Origin of the sequence: Nitrobacter sp. TKz-YC01 (assembly GCF_047824785.1) — a bacterium.
Lineage (GTDB): Bacteria > Pseudomonadota > Alphaproteobacteria > Rhizobiales > Xanthobacteraceae > Nitrobacter.
In genome coordinates, this window is record NZ_CP181167.1 from 1,619,070 (window position 1) to 1,636,510 (window position 17,441).

A 17,441-nucleotide genomic window follows, 5' to 3' on the forward strand; every position below is an offset into this window, starting at 1 on the left:
TACATTGAAGAGTAGGTGCCGCATAGGCGTACGACGCTGGCGGCGTCCCCGCAAGGTCCGGTCCCGTTATGCCGAGCCCATATATCCGAGCGCTGTCCGGAGTTCAATGGCGGCGGGCACCCGGTGAAGCCATATTCCCTAGCCGAATCAGTATCTTTCCTCTTATTGCCGTGTCTACGGCGGGGGTGTTGAGATGTGTGCACAACCCCGGAGGCCCATCAGGGCGCAGTCCTGAATCTCACGCAGATCAATGATGTTCCTGGCCAGCCACAGCCCAACGGCGATCAATGCGATCGTGAAGGCTATCGCGGCCGCGTTTGTCAGCATCCGGTGGCGGAAGTCGTCGGGTTCCTCGCGAGGAGGCGGAGGATCGGCTTCGCTGTCCGGCGAGGAGTTGTCTGCGGCATTTTCCGAGGAGGGGTGCTTCGGCGATTCTGCGCGCTCACGCGGCCGGAACTGGAGCACAACGTGCTCTTCCTCCGTCTCCTTCGGCCGCTGTTTTCTCATCGGCGCTCGGTCCCAAGCCCTGTCCATACTCTATCACGTCGCGCCCGATCCTCAACCCGATGCCGTGGTCGCCTGGCGTTTCGCCTCTGATTCGATCAGGAGCGGGACTACCGCAACGGTCTTTTCAGTAGCGTGAAACGGTCGGGATCGAGGCCAAGAGACGGTTGCAGCATCGGAGCGTCCAGCACGCTGAGCGTCGGTCTTTCGATGGGCGCCTGATTGTGGGGCGCATCGCGATGTGAGGTCGCGCCACGCCAGCGCTCCAGGACGGCATCGACGAACACCATGTCCTGTCCGTGGCTGGAGGACGGCACCGTGGAGATTTTGGCCTCGCTGCGCGGCAGTTGGTGCGCCGGAACCTCCTTGAAGCGCAACCGGGTGGGAAGCGCGACGCCTTCGCCGAAAGCCAGCACCTCGCGGGTTCCGAGCGACGGCACGAACGAGAGCAGGTTGGCCGCCGCATCCGAGACTGCCGAACGCAGCAGCGACTGGTCGCGGTCGTTGGCAAGGCGCATCGTGAACAGCGTATTGCACTGGGAAATGATGGTGGCGTCGAGTTCCGCCGGACGCTGCGTGACGAGGCCGAGATAAACCCCGTACTTGCGGCCTTCCTTGGCGATGCGGGAGATCGCCTTGCGTGTCGGGCCGAAGCCGATGTTGCGGTCGGCCGACGCATAGCGGTGCGCCTCCTCGCAAACGAACAGCAGCGGCGAGACGCCGTCGCTCCACAGACCGAAGTCAAAGGCCATGCGACAGAGGACCGATACCACGGAGTCGACGACCTCCGCGGGAAAGCCGGCAAGCTGCATGATGGTCATCGGCTTGCCGTTGGCGGGCAGGCGGAACAACAGGCTGACAACCTCGGCCATGGTATCGCCGCCGACATTGGCGTTGTCGAACATGAAGGCATAGCGGGGATCGTTGCGCACGGTTTCGATGCGCGAGATCAGCTTATGGTAGACGATGCGAGACGAGCGGTTTTCCAGCCTGCCCATGCGCTCGTCGATCAGCGAGATCATGTCGACAAGTCTGTACGGCACCGGCGTATCGGACGTGAAGCCGACGCTCTTGGGGTCGGTACGTTTGAGGCTGACACGGTCGGCATGCTGATACTGCGTATAGATTCCCTTCGCGATCGGGATCACCTCCGCAAGGATATCGAGCTCCTCCGGCACGCCGGGCCGTCCTCCGAACAGAACGTCGACGATTTCCTCGAAGTTGAAAAGCCAGAACGGCAGTTTCAGGTTGCGCGGGTTCAGCACGAGGGCGCGATCGCCGAAACAGCGGCCGTACTCATTGTGCACGTCGAGCAGGAAGATGCGCAGATCAGGGCGCGATTGCAGGATTTCATTGATAAGCAACGAAACGCCGCTCGACTTGCCGACGCCGGTCGAGCCGAGCACGGCGAAGTGCTTGCTGAGCATTTCCTCGATATCGACAAAGGCCGTGACGGACGGATCCTGCTGCAGCGTGCCGACGTCGATCTGATCCGCTCCGTTGGGCGCATAGATGGTCCGCAGTTCCTGATTGGTGACCAGGTCCGCAAGGTCGTCGATCGCCGGATAGTTGGTGACGCCGCGCTGGAAACGAGGGCGGGAGCCGGAACTGTCCAGGATTTCGCCGAGCAGATCGACCGAGGCGCTTGCCATGAATTCATCGGATGAGGGCAGGTGCTCGCAGGAGACCTCCGTGATCATCGCGACGATGGTGGATGTCATGCTGCGCAGACTGACGAACCGGCCCACGGTTGCGCGCGCCGCTGTCAGCGACATCCGGCCGGTCCTCAGAATACCCACGCGCGCCTGCGACCCGCGTACGGAAATGACACGGCCGAAGGAGTTTTGGGAAATCGAATGAAGCATTGGTCTGACCACATTTCTTGTGTCGAGTGCGCTGCTGCGGCACCAATGCTTGCACTGTTGTTGCAAGAAACGGTTAAGCCGGCCTCGTAGCGGAGGCATGGCGAAAGGCCCGCCATGCGCGATGCGTGGTTGCGGCCGCTGATCCTGGGCCCTTCCGCTTCCGACAGCAGCAGCGCGGCTCTATGGTCTTGATTGGACGCGTTTTCTTCACGCGATGCGGTGTTCGCTTCGCTTGAAAACGCTATGGGCTCATGCTGGAACCGGCACGCAGACACAGGTCTGTTGGGATGGCGGCGTTAACCGCCTGTGAACTATGCGCGCAAACCCGGCAGCCAGAGGGGCGTGATCGAAAGGCTGTCGCCGGATGGCGAGGAACGCTGGCCGGACGGTCACCAGGCGTATCTGAGCGTTCCCCTGCCGATAAAGCTCGAAACGTTGCTGGAAAACTCGCCCTCGAACGATGATGCGAGCGAGAGGCCGTTGCTCCAGGCCAGTTCGGCGCCGGCGGTGACGAGTGCGGCGTCGGAGGCAATCCTCGCGCCGTTGACGACGAAGCCGGTGCCGGGCAGCGACTGGAATGTCACCGCGACATTGCGGGCGGTGTCGAAATAATGCGCCCACGCCGCGCGGCCGCGGAACGTCAACAGCGCCTCGTTCACCGCCGTGGAGCGATCGAACCGCAGGCCGAATTCGCTACGCGTTGCGAGGATGTTGCGGGCCGTATAGCCGAGTGCGAAACTTGAGGCGCTGCCGTCGCCCTGCTCAAGATAGGATGGCATCCGATAGCTGACGGCTTGGGCGGCAGCATAGGGGATGACCCCGGCGAGCGCGGTATCGATACGCCAGCCCGCCTCGATCCGCCCCGCGAGCACGCCAGCCCTGTAGTTGGCGCGCAATCGCTCGCCGGTGATCGGCGCCGTGCGATTGGTGGTGACATCGTGCCAGCCGTAGGAGAGGGCGGTGTTGAGGTAACCGCTGCGCGCGATGGCCTGCTGCGCGAACGCGCCGGCCTGGAACAGGTCGCTGCGGCCGGAGCCCAGCCCATCGGCGAGACCGAACACGGTGCCGCCGCCGTTCAGCGCGAAACCGACGTTGGTGGACGGCGACAGCGCATAGGTGGCTCCGCCCGTGCCGCCATAGACCTGGCTTCTCGCGTCATGGCTGCCCACCACGCTGTTGCCGGAAATGTGCGTCGAGCCGCCATAGGCCGCGCCGAAGACGCGCCAGCGCTGCTCGAAGCCCGAGACCGGGGGCGGCTCAAGCGATGCGAAGGCGTCATATGCCCGTCCGCGGCGAGGAGTCTCCGCCGCATAGCCCAGTGCCGGCGATGCGTGTGGGAGCGGGGTCTGCGCGCCCGCCACGAACGGGTCTGTCATCGTATTGAGAAACTGGTTCTGCGCATCGAACGCCCCCTGCGCGGCGGTGGTTGCGATTTCTCCAGAAGCCTGTGACAGTCCACGCGCATCGAGTGCGCCGAACACCAGCGGAATGCCGCCGCTGTCATTGTTGTTGAAGAAATCAGCCAGCGTATTGGCGACATTCTGCTGATTGATGCTGAGGCCATCCTGCCGGAACGACAGCACCAGATCGAGCCACGCATTGCTGCCGTCATAGGCCAGCGCCGTTCTGAAGTTCGCCGGCAGATTGGTGGCGACCGGACCGGCAAAGGCGCCGTTGACGCCGCCATCGGCGGTGAGAATGGTGTAACGCCTCTCGACATAGCTGCCGGGAGCGAACTGTGCCTGAACCGTCGCGCCGCCAAGCGTCGCCGTGCCTGTGACGCGGGTGAAGTCGGCATTCGCAGGGGAGACATCAACCATGTAACGCGATGCCGCCGTCAGGGTGAGGTTGCCTTGAACGGTCAGCGCTCCGATCGAGTTGTTGCCGGGCGCCAGCGCGCCGCCGTCGATCAGCGTATGGCCAACCGTGCCGATGCCGCCGAGCGTGCCGCCGGCCTCGACCGTCGTCAGCGCCGAGGATGCGATCGAGCCGTTCACGAGAAGCGTGCCGCTCCTGACCGTCGTCGCGCCGGTATAGGCGTGGTTTCCTGCCAGGATCAGCGTGCCGCCGCCGAGCTTGTCGAGTCCGATGCCGGCTCCGCTGAGCGGTGCGGAGATCGCCGCGGTGACGCCGCCATCGACGTTGGCGAAACTTGCCGCCGCGTTTCCGTGTGGATCGCCCGTCATCATCAGGAAGTCACCCATAAGGTGATAACCATCGGTCTTGAACTGCAATCCTTGGAATGACAACGCACTCACGGGTGTCGCGCCCGATATTGTCACCGTGCCGGCGGCACCGGCAAACACGCCGACCTCGCCGCGCCAGTGGTCGTTGATGCCAGCCTGTCCTGGAGCGCCGGTCCAGTTGGTGCTCGTGGCGTTCCAGGTGCCGTTGCCGCCGTCCACCGTGCCGTTGCCGATCTGATCGACTCCGTCCCAGACACCCGCTGGCCGCCCTGGTTGACCAACAGGTTGACCTGGTTAGGAATGTCGGTGCTCACCGTAGCGCCGGATGGAACCGCGGAAAAAGCTCCGCTCGTCGTTCCAGCGACATTGAACAGCCGGTAATAGCCCGACACCGCGCCCGGCGTCTGCAAGGTGCCGCCGAGCGACAGGTTTCCGTTGACGATCACCAGATCGTTGGAGGCGCCGCCGACCACGCCCGGCGCGCCAAATTCGAACACCGAGGTTGAACCGGCATTGAGCGTCAGGTTGCCGTCCACCGTCAGCGTGCCGGGGCTGAGGCCTGCCGACAGTATGCCGCCAGCGTTGACAGTGGTGTTGCCAACCGTGCCGATGCCTCCGAGCGTACCGCCGGACTCCACCGTGGTCAGCGACGAGGATGCGATCGAGCCGTTCACGAACAGCCTGCCAGCGCTGACCGTGGTGGCGCCGGAATAGCTGCTGTTACCCGCGAGGATCAGCGTCCCGGCGCCCAGCTTGGTCAGGCCGCCCGGACCGCTGATACCCTGGGTGACCGTGAAGTTGTTGGCTGCGTTGTTAATATCCATGCCGCCGCCGAGGGCGCCCAGGGATATGCTGCGTGAGGTTGAGTTGAACGCTGTTCCCGTTGCTCGCAGGGTTCCGCCGTTGAGAGTCACCGCTCCTGAAGCTGAGCCGAGATGGCCGTTGCTCGATACCGACAGGATGCCGCCGGAAATCGTCGTCCCTCCGGTATAGTTGTTGCTGCCGGACAGGGTCAGCGTGCCGGTGCCGACCTTGATCAATGATGCATTGGAGCCGGTCTCCCAGAGCTGGCCTGAGTAACTCGTCGACTGATTGTTGCCGCCGATGGTCAGTGATTGATTGTTTCCACTGAACTGAACTCGCCAACCTGTACCGCTCAGCGACCCCATGGACACCGCATGGTTGTCACCTGTGATCAGGACGCCAAGGTCGCTGTTCAGATTGAATGCCGCCAGACCACCCGATGAACTATCCTTGAGATCGACCTGAGAAGAACCGGTCATGTTCAAGACGACATTCGCGTTCATCGACGCGGAGTTGTTCATGATCAGGCCGGCGTTATGCAGGTTGATGGTCTGGACAAAACCGGAATTGTTGATGATCCCGGCGCCATGCAATCCGTAACCGGTAGCCGCCGGACCAATGTTAAAGTGAGGTGGTGCCGGTTTCTGAGACAGGGGCATAAGGTGGATCGCCCGATGAAAAGGACGATCCGGTATGAAGACACGCAGACGATTTACGGCTGAGTTCAAGGCCAAGGTTGCGCTTGAGGCGATCCGTGGCGAGCGGACGATTTCGGAACTGGCGACAAAGCACCAGCTTCATCCGAACCAGATTACGCAGTGGAAACGGCAGGCCATCGAGAACCTGGCCAAGACGTTCGACGACAAGGCTGCTGATGCGCAGGTCGGCCGGGAAGCCGAGGTGACCAAGCTGCACGCCAAGATTGGCCAGCTTGTCGTTGAGCGGGATTTTTTGGCCAAGGCCTTCGATCGCTGAGCCTGGATCGGAGGAGAATGATGATTGACCCCGATCACAACCGGCTCTCGATCCGCCGCCAGTGCGAACTGGTCTCGATCTCGCGGGCGTCGTTCTACCGACAGCCCGCCGGCGAGACGCCCGAGAACCTCGAACTGATGCGCACCATCGACGAGGCCTTCATGGAGACGCCCTGGTATGGCTCCCGGCAGATGGCCCGGCATCTGCGGCGTCAGGGCTGGTGCGTGGGTCGCAAGCGGGTCCGGCGGCTGATGCGCAAGATCGGTCTGTCGCCGATCTACCAGGCGCCGAGAACCAGCGAGCCGCATCCGCAGCATCGCATCTATCCCTACCTGCTGCGGCACCTGGCGATCGAGCGGCCGGATCACGTTTGGTGTGCCGATGTGACCTATATCCCGATGCGGCGCGGCTTCCTTTACCTCGTGGCCATCATGGACTGGTTCAGCCGCAAGGTCCTGGCCTGGCGGTTGTCGAACACGATGGATGCCGACTTCTGTGTTGCCGCTCTCGAAGAGGCGATCGCCTGCCATGGCAGGCCCGACATCTTCAACACCGACCAAGGCTCGCAGTTCACTAGCTTCGCCTTCACGACGACGCTGAAGGATGCCGGCATCCGCATCTCCATGGACGGGCGCGGCCGCTGGATGGACAACGTCTTCATCGAACGACTGTGGCGCAGCCTCAAATATGAGTGCGTCTTCCTCAGCACATTCGAAACGGGAAGCCAAGCCCGCTGCGGCATCGGCTCCTGGATAGACTATTACAACCGGCGACGCCCGCACTCGACCTTCGCCGGCAGGACGCCCGACGAAGTCCATGCTATGGCGGAAATGACGGAGCAATTGGCGGCGTAGAAACGAACCCGATCCACCTTAGCCAGGCCGCCAAACTGTCTCACCAAGCGGGTCCACCTCAGTTGAGTTGGGGACGGCGGCGGGGCTCCAGTTGGAGGCCGTATGGTAATCGCTGTCCGTGCCGCCGATCCACACCGCCTGCGCCCTGGCTTCTCCGGTGAACGGCAGCGGCATGGCGCCAGCTACCATCGCAACGGCTCCCGCCGACATCAGCCTGGTCAAGGCAGTGCTGCTCCGCATAATCCTGAGGCCGCGCGACAGGACATGCAGGGATCTCCCGCCGAGGACCTGGTTTACGGATTGCGTCGCCGGCAAGATCCGGATGATATGGCCTGACATCGTCTTTCTTCACCATGCAGCCGGTTCCCGCCCGGCGCCCTGAATTTCCGCTTCGATTCTTTTCATTGTTTGGGCACAGTTTGGGCACAATCAAAACCGCTCAGGCCGCGAAAACCTCAAAAAGTTTCCCTTTAGAACAAAGTTTTCAGGGTGCTGGTGTAAAGCGGCAACTATGAGAGCCGGGTTCTCTTCTCTTCTGAAATCAAATCCAGAGGTTTGTGCCTGAAGAAATTGCGTTCGACCCGTCCGCGCGCTTGCCAAGTGAGGGAACGAGCGGATAGAACGACCCCGAGCCTCGCTGCGAAGCGAAGCTACGATCCTGACGCTGTAACGCTTTGGTGGATTTGGACAATTGGGGAATGGTGTAACGGTAGCACAACAGACTCTGACTCTGTTTGTCTAGGTTCGAATCCTAGTTCCCCAGCCACTCCCAAGAGAGCATTATCGCTTCTGATTGAATCAGAAGCGAAGCTCTAGGTTTGTTGTTTTGGCGCGTTTTCTTCACGCGAACCGGTTTCCACTTCGCTCGAAAACGCTCTAATTAAACAATAAATCCAGAAAATTAGCGTGATGTTTTCACGCAGGCTCACACGCGCTTTTGGAAATCACGTTCGCAACAGTCGTCCGGTCAAGCTCTCGATGGCTTGCGCGTCGATGAACTGGCGGCCAGCTTGCGGCTTCAGTTTTATAATTTCAATAAGCCATTGAATGAAGTGGCCTATTTGAATGATGTTGGCGGAAGTTTAGCTGAGCATGATCCCGGCCCGAAGGGCCGCGCCGGCGCAAAGTGGAAACCGGTTTTCGGATAAGATCGCGCTCGATCAAAAAGTTAAGGCTGGAGTCTGATTCAACGCAGTTGAACCAGACTCCAGAGCCTTCCCCCGTTGCTATTCTGAATCAGAAGCGATCTCTATGATTTTGATATGTCGCGTTTTCTTCACGCGATCCGATATCCATCCCCGGGTCAAAGCCAGGCATGCTTCGCTCGAAAACGCTATGGCCGCCGTACTACTCCTATCGTGTCGGCATCATGTGCGGCGCATTTCGGCGAGCTACCCTTTCGGGTGCTCACGGTGGTAGGCTGTCGTCTGGCGCTGCCCGTAAGCGATAGCCAGCGAGAATATGGTGATGACGCCCGCGACAAGCGCGGTCACGAAGATTGTTTCAGTTGGCATGTCGATCTCCCTTGTTGATTTCGACATGCCAAGAATACATCTAGTTCCAATGCATGTTTTGCCATAGCGCAAAGACGCCATTTTCCCTTGCGTGATTGCGGATCGAACCGGCGGCTATTCGGCGGCTTCCTTGATTGAGGCGTGATTGGAAAGGTTATGGTCGCCGGCGCGGCCTGAACCGGACAGCCAGTTGGATAACTGGTCGAGATAGAGGTAGACGACCGGCGTGGTGAAAAGCGTCAGGGCCTGACTGACCAGAAGCCCGCCGACCATCGCATAGCCGAGCGGCTGACGAATCTCAGATCCGGTCCCGGTACCCAGCATCAGCGGCACGCCGCCGAGCATCGCCGCCATGGTGGTCATCATGATGGGCCGGAAGCGGAGCAGGGCGGCCTTGCGGATGGACTCTTCCGGCGGCAGACGCTCCTCGCGCTCGGCGACGATCGCGAAGTCGACCATCATGATGCCGTTCTTCTTGACGATGCCGATCAGCAGAATGATGCCGATCAGCGCGATCAGGCTGAAGTCGTAACCGAACAGCATCAGCGTCGCCAAAGCCCCGACGCCCGCCGACGGCAGCGTCGACAGGATCGTGATCGGGTGGATGTAGCTCTCGTAGAGAATGCCGAGGATCAGGTAGACGACGACGAGCGCCGCGAGGATCAAGAGCGGCACCGTGCCGAGCGATTGCTGAAACGCCTGCGCCGTTCCCTGAAAGCTGCCGTTGAGGGTTCCGGGCGTGCCGAGTTCGCGCATGGCGTTATGAACGGCGGCGGTGGCGTCGCCGAGCGATGCATTTTCCGCGAGATTGAAGCTGATGGTGATGGCCGGGAACTGGCCCTGGTGACTGATGGACAGCGGTTGCACCGGCACCGTCGTCCAGCTGGCGAAAACCGAAAGCGGAACCTGCTCGCCGGTGAGCGGTGATTTGAGGTAGATCTTGTCCAGTGTATCGAGCCTGCCCTGCAGTTCGGGCAGAATCTCGAGAATGACGCGGTAGGTGTTGAGCTGCGTGAAGTACTGCGCGACCTGCCTTTGACCGAAGCAATCATAGAGCGTGTCGGAGATCAGCTGGGGCGAGATGCCGTAACGGGACGCAGCGTCGCGGTCGATCGTCAGCGTCAGCGTGGTGCCGCCGGTCTGCTGGTCGGTGGCGACGTTCCGGAGTTCGGGCAGCGCCTGCAGCTTCTTCAGCACCTTCGGCGCCCAGATGTTCAACTCGTCGAGATCGGCGTCCTGAAGCGTATACTCGAACTGGGTGCGGGTGGCGCGTCCGCCGAGCCGGACGTCCTGCGACGCCTGAAGAAACTGCCGCGCGCCTTCCACCTGGTCGAGCTTTGGCCGCAGCCGCGCGATCACCTGCTGTGCGGACGCGTCGCGCTCAGCCAGCGGCTTCAGCGTGACATACATCCGGCCGTTGTTGAGGGCGCTGCCGCCGCCGCCGATGAACATGGCGATGCTGTGGACGGCGGGATCAGCCAGCACGATGCGGCCGAGTTCCTCCTGCTTCTTCTTCATTTCAGCGAAGGAGATGTCCTGCGCGGCCTCGGAGGTGCCGAGGATCATGCCGTTGTCCTGCTGCGGGAAAAACCCCTTCGGAATAATAACGAACAGGTAGACCGACAAACCCAGCGTCACGAAGAACACCAGAAGCGTGGTCCGCCGCCAGCGCAGCACGAGATCAAGGCCGCGGCCATAGGCGTCGAGCATGGCATCGAAACCGCGCTCGCTGAGCCGGTAGAGGCTGCCGTGCCGAACGCTGTCATGCCGGCGCAGGAAGCGCGCCGCCATCATCGGCGTCAACGTCAGCGATACGACGAGCGACACGAGGATCGCCATCGCCAGCGTGACCGCGAACTCGCGGAACAGGCGCCCGATGATGCCGCCCATCAGCAGCAGCGGAATCAGCACGGCGACCAGTGAAATGCTGATCGACAGGATCGTGAATCCGATTTCGCGCGCGCCTTTCAGCGCCGCCGCCATCGGCTCATCTCCCTTTTCGACGTGGCGGCTGATATTCTCCAGCACGACGATGGCGTCGTCGACGACAAAGCCGACCGAGATCGTAAGCGCCATCAGCGACAGGTTGTTGAGCGAATAGCCGAACGGCCACATCAGCGCGCAGGCGCCGAGCAGCGCGAGCGGCACCGTGACGCTGGGGATGATCGTCGCCCAGAAATTGCGCAGGAACAGGAAAATCACCAGGACGACGAGCACGACGGTGATCAGCAGCGTGAACTGCACGTCCTCGACCGCCGCGCGGATGGTGGTGGTGCGGTCGCTGATGAGGTCGATCCTGATCGACGGCGGGATCGCCGCGATCAGTCGGGGCAACTCCGCTTTGATCCGGTCGACGGTGTCGATGACATTGGCGCCGGGTTGCTTGAAAATGATCAGGAATACGCCGCGCTTGCCGTTGGCCCACGCGGCCTGCTTGTTGTCCTCCGGGCCCGTCACCGCCTGTCCGATGTCGCGGATTCGAAGCGGGGCGCCGTTACGGTAGGCGATGATGACGTCGTTCCAGTCCTTCGACAGGGTCAGTTGATCGTTGGCGTAGATGGTGTAGCTGCGCGTGCCGCCGTCGATGCTGCCTTTCGGACTGTTCACCGTGGTCACGGATATCTGGTTGCGGACATCCTCGAGCGACAGACCCTTGGCCACGAGCTTGGCCGGATCGATCTGGATCCGAATGGAGGGTTTCTGCTGGCCGCCGATAATCACCTGTCCGACGCCTGAGATCTGGCTGATCTGCTGCGCGAGCTGGGTGTCGGTGTTGTCGCTGACCGTCGTCAACGGCAGGGTATCAGACGTCGCGGAGAGCAGCATGATGGGCGAGTCGGCGGGATTGACCTTGCGGTAGGTCGGTGGGCTCGGGAGGTTTTTCGGCAGCTGCCCTCCGGCGGCGTTGATGGCGCGCTGGATGTCGTTGGCGGCCCCGTCGATGTTTCGGTTGAGGTCGAACTGCACCGTGATCGAGGTCGATCCGATCGAACTGGTTGACGTCATCTGCGCGACGCCGGGAATCTGCGCCATCTGCCGCTCGAGCGGCTGCGCCACCGATGACGCCATGGTTTCGGGGCTCGCGCCCGGCAGGTTCGCCTGAACCTGGATGGTGGGGAAATCGACCTGCGGCAGCGGCGCCACCGGAAGCAGCGGAAACGCCACCAGGCCGATGAACAGGATGCCCGCCATCAGCAGTGATGTTCCGATGGGATAGCGAATAAACGGCGCGGATAGGCTGTCGTTCATCCTAGTGTCCCGAATCCGAAGTTCGTTTCATTTGCAGTACCTTCTCTGGCGAACTTCGGATTCGAAAAGAGCACTGGAGTCTTTTCACCGCTTCATGGAAGGTGAAAGACTCTTCTTTATGTTTTGACGCGTTTTCTTCACGCGAACCGGTGTCCATCCTCGGGTCAAGCCCGAGGACATGCTTCGCTTGAAAACGCTTTAGAGCGGCGGCCGGTCAAATGGAATCAGCGCCGCCGCTCCAGTTAATTGATTGAGCATCGGATTTATCCCGAAACCGGTTCCCACTTTCGGGTCCGATGCTCTATTCGTCCGGTGACCCGGAACTCGCGAGCGTTTCGGTCACGACCGATCCCGGTTGAACCCGGTACTGTCCGGCGACAATGACGCGTTCTCCCGGAGCGATCCCTTTCTCGATGATGGTTTCGCCGTCGATCGATTTGCCGACCGTGATCCTGCGAAACTCAGCCTTGTTGTCCTTGTCGACAACGTAGGCATAGAGTCCGTCGGTTCCGTGCTTGATCGCGTCATCGGGAGCCACGACAGCATCCTTCGCGGTGGACACCAGCAGACGGGTCGAGACCGATTGGCCTGGCCACAGGACGTGATCCTTGTTCTCGAACACCGCCTTGAGGCGGATAGTCCCGCTCGCGGTATCGACCTGATTGTTGATCAGCATCAGCGTTCCCTCGGAAAGCATTCTCTTGCCGTCAGGGGAATAAGCGATCGTCTTCGGCGAACCGGCTGCAATGGCGTCCTTGATTTGCGGCAGCTGGTTTTCCGGCGCGGTGAAAATCACGGCGATCGGCTCGATCTGCGCGATGGTGACGATTCCGGTCTGGGTTGAGGCGTTGACGATGTTGCCCCGGTCGACAAGACGAAAACCGGTGACGCCCGCGATCGGCGCGCGGATGCTAGTATAGTCCAGCTGGGTCTGTGCATTGACGATCGCGGCTTCGTCCGCGGCGATCTGCGCGGTCAACTGCTGCACCATCGATCGCTGGGTGTCGGTCTGCTTCCGCGTCGCGAATTCACCGAGTTTGGTATAGCGTTGCAGGTCGAGTTCGGCATTGGCCAGATTGGCTTCATCCTGCGCTTTCTTGGCCTTGGCCTGGTCGAGCGCGGCCTGGTACGGCCGCCGATCGATATGGGCGAGCAGGTCGCCTTTCTCGACCAACTGGCCCTCCTTGAAGGCGATCCGCTCGATCTGACCATCCACACGCGTGCGGACCACGACGGTGTTGAATCCCTGCACGGTTCCAAGGCCGGTCAGATAGATCGGGAAATCACCTTTTCTTACGGTTGCGACCTTGACCGGAACCGGCGGAGCCTGTGCCGCGTCGCGGGAAGGCCCGTGGTGCTTTCCGGTGCCGTGCCACAGCGCGTAGCCGGTCATCACGGCGATCGCTGCGCCGAGGAGTGTCCAACCGGGGACTCGCGATCGGGACATGAGGGCTCGTGCCTGGAAAAAACTTCAAAACTTCGAAAAAGGGTGCGGGGCCGTGGTATATGCGTGCATACCCGCTGTAAACACACCATCCCTTGAAGTCCTGAGCAATCGCAAAGCTTTGGACGGCGTCGATCGTCCCTGTTGAGGTCCCTGAAGGTGTCGTCCGGGTGCGCGAGACCTCCTGCCGGCTGCCGATGTAGGGCCGAGGATCGGACAGCTTGAGGGATTCCACGGGATGAGACGTTTAATAAGATAAGAAATGTTGAGCGAACGGAGTCTCAGGCTTTGCGGGCCGGGGAGAGGCGCATCAGGAGCGTTCCCGAACTTCCCGATAGCGAACGAAAGGGTGCATGCTGCCTCTCGGGAAATCTCGTGACGCGGGCGGCTCGGGTTCCATCTTTATTTCTGACTGCGGAGCATGTTAGGGGCACCCGTTCATGCAGCCTGCTTTTTCAATCTGGGTTTTAGGACTCCATCGGATGCTTCGGCTGACATCATGAGACCGGCTGATGGTCCTGGAATGGTTAACCAGCATTTATGATCTTGTTTTCATTAGGCCGGGGTGAACGCGTTGATGTTTAGGACGTCACTGAGGAGAGTTTCACTCGCGGCCGCGTTGATCATGGGGTCGCTGGTTTCATCCGCGATTGCGCAGCAGAACGGTCCGCAGCAGAGCACCGCGCCCTCCGCGCAGACGCCGGCCGTTTCTGCGCCGGCAGCGAAGGTTCAGGCGCCGCCGGTCTCCAGCGCATCGGAACCCGCCACCGGGGTCACGCAGCCTCCCGCCGGTAACGCCGGCGCCAGCCTTTTGAATCCGGATCCTTCTCCGCCGCATGAGTTGTCGCCGTGGTCGATGTTCATGTCGGCGGATATCGTTGTTCAGCTGGTGATGATCGGTCTTGCGTTTGCCTCGCTGGTGACGTGGACGATCTGCATCGCGAAGCTGGCGGAGCTGTCGCTGGCGCGGCGCGCGCTGCGGGCGGCGCTGAACAAGATCGGCGATGCGCGCTCGCTGGCCGAGGCGCAGATGGCGCTCGGCGCGAGGGAAGGCGTGCTGGCGTCGCTGCTGGCGTCGGCGATGCACGAGGCGCGGCTGTCGGCCGGCATTTCCAGCGACGCCGGCATCAAGGAGCGGGCGGCGTCAAGCTTCGCCGAGATCGTCCGCGCGGAATCGCGCCGCATCCGGCTCGGCATGGGGCTGCTCGCCACCATCGGCGCGACGTCGCCGTTCGTCGGCCTGTTCGGCACCGTGTGGGGCATCATGAACAGCTTCATCGGGATTTCGAAGTCGCAGACCACCAACCTCGCGGTGGTGGCGCCCGGCATCGCCGAGGCGCTGCTCGCGACCGCGCTCGGCCTTGTCGCCGCCATTCCGGCGGTCATCATCTACAACTACTTCGCGCGCGTGACGCGAGGCTACACCGAACTGGTCGGACGTGCATCGGGAGCGGCCGGCCGGCTGCTGTCGCGCGATCTGGACCGCACCCACGGCTCCCTCAGCTCGCGCGCGGCGGAGTAGGCGGATGGGCGCATCGATTGCCGAAGGCGGCTTCGACGACGACGAGGAATACGCCGAAGCCCACGAGATCAACGTCACGCCGTTCATCGACGTGATCCTGGTTCTTCTGATCATCTTCATGGTAGCCGCGCCGCTGTCGACCGTCGATCTTCCGGTCAACCTGCCGACGTCGAGCGCGACGCCGCAGAAGAAGCCGGACAAGCCGACCTATGTCAGCATCAAGGCCGATCTTGCGGTCGCGATCGGCGAGACGCTGGTCAAGCGGGTCGATCTGGTGCGGACGCTGGAGACCACGCCGAACATGACCAAGGACAACTTCATCTTTCTGCGCGCCGATCGCGGGGTGCCCTATGGCGACCTGATGGACGTGCTGGAGATCCTGCGCGCCGGCGGCTATGCGAAGATCAAGCTGGTGGCGCTGGAGGGCGTTCCCGACGCCCGGTCGGTTCCGGCGGCGAGCACGGCGGGGCGTTGAGATGGCTGAGATTGTCGAGCGGCCGCCGTCCCCCCGGCTCTGGCTTTCCGCCGCCGCCGCCGCGCTTGCGATCCATCTCGGCTGCGTGGCGCTGGCGCTGGCTCACCTGGACACCGATGAGTCGGCCGAGGATCTCGGCGCGCCGGCGATCGAGATCGGGCTCGACCTGTCCTCGCCGCATCGCGAGGTGACCGACCTGCCGCCCGGACCGGACACCGACGCGTCGATGGCCTCGCCCGCGCTTGCCGAGCAGAAGGCGGTCGTCGAGGAAACCGATCTGCCGAAGGATACGCCGACGGAGAGCGCCGATCCGGACCGGATCGTTACCGAGAACGAGACGAAGAAGCCGGTCGAGGACGCCACCGAGAAGGCGGCGAAGCAGACGCAGGCCTCGCAGGAATCGGCGGCGGCCGAGGCGACCGCGATGCCGAGCGTGGAACAGGCGCAGGAATCGGAGCGGTCGGTCGCGCCGCAGCAGGGCACCGGCGCCAGCGCGCGCCGGATCCGCGCCACCTGGCAGAAGGAACTGGTGGCGCATCTCGACAAGCACAAGCGCTATCCGCCCGACCGGAGCCAGAAGAACGCCGAGATCCTGGTCAACTTCGAGCTGGACCGCATGGGCCATGTCGTGTCGGCCACGATCGTGAACGGATCGGGCGATCCGATCTTCGACCAGGCCGCGCTCGCCATGCTGCGCCGCTCAGATCCCGTCCCGCCGCCGCCGCCGCTGATCGCCGACGAGGGCCTCAGCTTCACGCTCCCCGTCGTCTTCAGGGTCAAGGGAAAAGGGTGAGGACCGAGGGGGGTAGCGTCGTTGTCACGACCGGCCGGATAGCGACGCACGCTCGCTATCACTGCAGGAGAAAGTACCGGATACCGACGTAAATCAGCGCGAGACAGATGAAGATCAGCGCAACCGGCAGGCGCGGCCGTGCGTTTGGCGCGGAATTGGCCGAAGGCGCTGCTGGTTGCGGTGCGGGCCGTTTGAAGGCCATGACATTACTGGTATCGACGATCGGCTCCTTCGGCATCGACTTGACGTCGGGCGCCGTTCCGGTGCCTCCCATGTCCACGTAGTAACTTTTATAAATCAGCTCGATGGTCGCCTCGCTCGCTTCCGCCTCCGCCATCGTTTCGGCGAGGCTCTTGTAGCTCGCCAGGAATGTCAGGGCTTCGGCGGGAAGTGACGAAGCGCCATTCAGCTTCACCATCATCTTCCAGGTGGCGAAGTCGGCGCGTGCCTTGGTGTCGGCACGTCTTGCAATCATCTTGTCCTGAGCTTTGATCAACTGACTACGCCTCTTGCAACACTCGTAAATTATATATTGCCGGTGACCAGCAAAAGAAACTGTATCACACAACCGGTAACTGTTTTCACGATGGTGGAGATCACGTCAAGGTTGAGATCGAGCTGGCGGCCAAGCATCGGAAGCAGCAGGAGACCCCCGATCAGGATCAGCAGCCCATAGGGTTCCAGACGGGAAAGCGGAGCCGCCAGCACCCTCGGCAGCAGGCCGACGGCGACCCGTCCGCCATCCAGCGGCGGGATCGGCAGCATGTTGAAAACCGCAAGGATGACGTTGATGATCAACGCGTTCTTCAGATTGTCCGCCACCCATTGCGCGCCGGCGCCGGGGACGAGGCCCAGCCCGTGAAAGGCCGATGCCGCCAGGAGAGCCAGCAGGATGTTGGTGGCGGGTCCGGCAAGCGCCACCCAGACCATGTCGATGCGGGGGTGGTTCAGGTTTCGGAAGTTCACTGGAACCGGTTTTGCGTAGCCGAACAGGAACGGCGCGTGCGACAGCAGCAAAATGCCCGGCAATATCACCGTGCCGAAGGCATCGATGTGCCTGAGCGGGTTAAAACTGACGCGTCCGAGATTCCAGGCGGTATTGTCGCCGAGCCGGTATGCGACGAATCCATGCGCCGCCTCGTGAAAGGTGATCGCGATCACCAGCGGCAGCACCCAGACCGACAGCGTGTAGAGTGAAATGCCCGGCAATCGACGGCCTCGTGCGGGATGCGACGGACGAACCCTATCATGGACCG

Annotated in this window: 14 protein-coding genes and 1 tRNA gene; 5 read left to right on the forward strand and 10 right to left on the reverse strand. The window is 62.1% G+C overall.

Annotated elements, in window-relative coordinates; genetic code table 11:
- Nucleotides 1-174 precede the first annotated feature (174 nt).
- From ACMYR2_RS07590 to ACMYR2_RS07605, 4 genes are all read right to left on the reverse strand, one after another.
- On the reverse strand, nucleotides 175-507 hold the full coding sequence (locus ACMYR2_RS07590; protein WP_347264340.1) for a hypothetical protein: 333 nt from the start codon (nucleotides 505-507) through the stop codon (nucleotides 175-177).
- Between the two features lie 107 nt (nucleotides 508-614).
- Entirely contained in the window at nucleotides 615-2,369 is a 1,755-nt protein-coding gene (locus ACMYR2_RS07595; RefSeq protein ID WP_347264341.1) for an ATP-binding protein, read from the reverse strand.
- Nucleotides 2,370-2,758: 389 nt separating this feature from the next.
- A complete protein-coding gene (locus ACMYR2_RS07600) occupies nucleotides 2,759-4,573 on the reverse strand; it encodes an autotransporter domain-containing protein (protein ID WP_347264343.1) in 1,815 nt (604 codons plus the stop codon).
- 74 nt (nucleotides 4,574-4,647) lie between these two features.
- A complete protein-coding gene (locus ACMYR2_RS07605) occupies nucleotides 4,648-6,018 on the reverse strand; it encodes an autotransporter-associated beta strand repeat-containing protein (protein ID WP_416193945.1) in 1,371 nt (456 codons plus the stop codon).
- 34 nt (nucleotides 6,019-6,052) lie between these two features.
- Between ACMYR2_RS07605 and ACMYR2_RS07610 the strand changes: the two genes are divergently transcribed.
- A protein-coding gene (locus ACMYR2_RS07610; protein ID WP_416192834.1) for an IS3 family transposase occupies nucleotides 6,053-7,188 on the forward strand; the annotation gives its coding sequence in 2 pieces (ribosomal slippage) (nucleotides 6,053-6,323 and nucleotides 6,323-7,188; 1,137 coding nt in all).
- An 18-nt stretch (nucleotides 7,189-7,206) separates the two neighbouring features.
- Here ACMYR2_RS07610 and ACMYR2_RS07615 read toward each other — a convergent pair.
- A complete protein-coding gene (locus tag ACMYR2_RS07615) occupies nucleotides 7,207-7,527 on the reverse strand; it encodes a hypothetical protein (RefSeq protein WP_416193946.1) in 321 nt (106 codons plus the stop codon).
- Nucleotides 7,528-7,880: 353 nt separating this feature from the next.
- On the opposite strand from ACMYR2_RS07615, the gene ACMYR2_RS07620 reads away from it, so the two are divergent.
- Nucleotides 7,881-7,954, forward strand: a tRNA-Gln gene (locus ACMYR2_RS07620).
- Nucleotides 7,955-8,579: 625 nt separating this feature from the next.
- On the opposite strand, the gene ACMYR2_RS07625 is transcribed toward ACMYR2_RS07620, so the two are convergent.
- The 3 genes from ACMYR2_RS07625 to ACMYR2_RS07635 all read right to left on the reverse strand — a co-directional run bounded on the left by ACMYR2_RS07625 (nucleotide 8,580) and on the right by ACMYR2_RS07635 (nucleotide 13,398).
- Nucleotides 8,580-8,702 carry a hypothetical protein gene (locus ACMYR2_RS07625; protein WP_347265089.1) on the reverse strand — a complete coding sequence of 41 codons (123 nt, stop codon included), beginning with the start codon at nucleotides 8,700-8,702 and terminating at the stop codon, nucleotides 8,580-8,582.
- Between the two features lie 114 nt (nucleotides 8,703-8,816).
- The gene (locus tag ACMYR2_RS07630; protein WP_416193947.1) at nucleotides 8,817-11,951 is read right to left on the reverse strand and encodes a multidrug efflux RND transporter permease subunit; all 3,135 of its coding nucleotides are present in this window, start codon (nucleotides 11,949-11,951) and stop codon (nucleotides 8,817-8,819) included.
- Nucleotides 11,952-12,252: 301 nt separating this feature from the next.
- Complete coding sequence (locus ACMYR2_RS07635; protein WP_347265087.1) at nucleotides 12,253-13,398, reverse strand: efflux RND transporter periplasmic adaptor subunit; 1,146 nt, start codon at nucleotides 13,396-13,398, stop codon at nucleotides 12,253-12,255.
- Nucleotides 13,399-13,972: 574 nt separating this feature from the next.
- Here ACMYR2_RS07635 and exbB point away from each other — a divergent pair.
- The 3 genes from exbB to ACMYR2_RS07650 are packed head-to-tail and all read left to right on the forward strand — an operon-like array spanning nucleotide 13,973 to nucleotide 16,185.
- Nucleotides 13,973-14,917 (forward strand): tonB-system energizer ExbB, encoded by a 945-nt coding sequence (exbB, locus tag ACMYR2_RS07640; RefSeq protein WP_416193948.1) that lies wholly within the window; start codon nucleotides 13,973-13,975, stop codon nucleotides 14,915-14,917.
- 4 nt (nucleotides 14,918-14,921) lie between these two features.
- The gene (gene exbD, locus ACMYR2_RS07645; RefSeq protein ID WP_347265085.1) at nucleotides 14,922-15,392 is read left to right on the forward strand and encodes a TonB system transport protein ExbD; all 471 of its coding nucleotides are present in this window, start codon (nucleotides 14,922-14,924) and stop codon (nucleotides 15,390-15,392) included.
- A 1-nt stretch (nucleotide 15,393) separates the two neighbouring features.
- A complete protein-coding gene (locus ACMYR2_RS07650; RefSeq protein ID WP_347265084.1) occupies nucleotides 15,394-16,185 on the forward strand; it encodes a TonB family protein in 792 nt (263 codons plus the stop codon).
- Nucleotides 16,186-16,243: 58 nt separating this feature from the next.
- On the opposite strand, the gene ACMYR2_RS07655 is transcribed toward ACMYR2_RS07650, so the two are convergent.
- Nucleotides 16,244-16,681 carry a hypothetical protein gene (locus ACMYR2_RS07655; protein WP_347265229.1) on the reverse strand — a complete coding sequence of 146 codons (438 nt, stop codon included), beginning with the start codon at nucleotides 16,679-16,681 and terminating at the stop codon, nucleotides 16,244-16,246.
- 29 nt (nucleotides 16,682-16,710) lie between these two features.
- Complete coding sequence (locus tag ACMYR2_RS07660; RefSeq protein WP_416193949.1) at nucleotides 16,711-17,394, reverse strand: site-2 protease family protein; 684 nt, start codon at nucleotides 17,392-17,394, stop codon at nucleotides 16,711-16,713.
- Between the last annotated feature and the right edge of the window lie 47 nt (nucleotides 17,395-17,441).

Excerpts from the sequence above, each read along its gene's own strand:
- ACMYR2_RS07590 (WP_347264340.1), bottom strand. The coding sequence starts at position 507 with ATGAGAAAACAGCGGCCGAAGGAGACGGAGGAAGAGCACGTTGTGCTC.
- exbD (WP_347265085.1), top strand. The coding sequence starts at position 14,922 with ATGGGCGCATCGATTGCCGAAGGCGGCTTCGACGACGACGAGGAATAC.
- ACMYR2_RS07650 (WP_347265084.1), top strand. The coding sequence starts at position 15,394 with ATGGCTGAGATTGTCGAGCGGCCGCCGTCCCCCCGGCTCTGGCTTTCC.
- ACMYR2_RS07630 (WP_416193947.1), bottom strand. The coding sequence starts at position 11,951 with ATGAACGACAGCCTATCCGCGCCGTTTATTCGCTATCCCATCGGAACA.
- ACMYR2_RS07595 (WP_347264341.1), bottom strand. The coding sequence starts at position 2,369 with ATGCTTCATTCGATTTCCCAAAACTCCTTCGGCCGTGTCATTTCCGTA.
- ACMYR2_RS07615 (WP_416193946.1), bottom strand. The coding sequence starts at position 7,527 with ATGTCAGGCCATATCATCCGGATCTTGCCGGCGACGCAATCCGTAAAC.
- ACMYR2_RS07625 (WP_347265089.1), bottom strand. The coding sequence starts at position 8,702 with ATGCCAACTGAAACAATCTTCGTGACCGCGCTTGTCGCGGGCGTCATC.
- ACMYR2_RS07600 (WP_347264343.1), bottom strand. The coding sequence starts at position 4,573 with ATGGGTGACTTCCTGATGATGACGGGCGATCCACACGGAAACGCGGCG.
- ACMYR2_RS07635 (WP_347265087.1), bottom strand. The coding sequence starts at position 13,398 with ATGTCCCGATCGCGAGTCCCCGGTTGGACACTCCTCGGCGCAGCGATC.
- exbB (WP_416193948.1), top strand. The coding sequence starts at position 13,973 with ATGTTTAGGACGTCACTGAGGAGAGTTTCACTCGCGGCCGCGTTGATC.
- ACMYR2_RS07605 (WP_416193945.1), bottom strand. The coding sequence starts at position 6,018 with ATGCCCCTGTCTCAGAAACCGGCACCACCTCACTTTAACATTGGTCCG.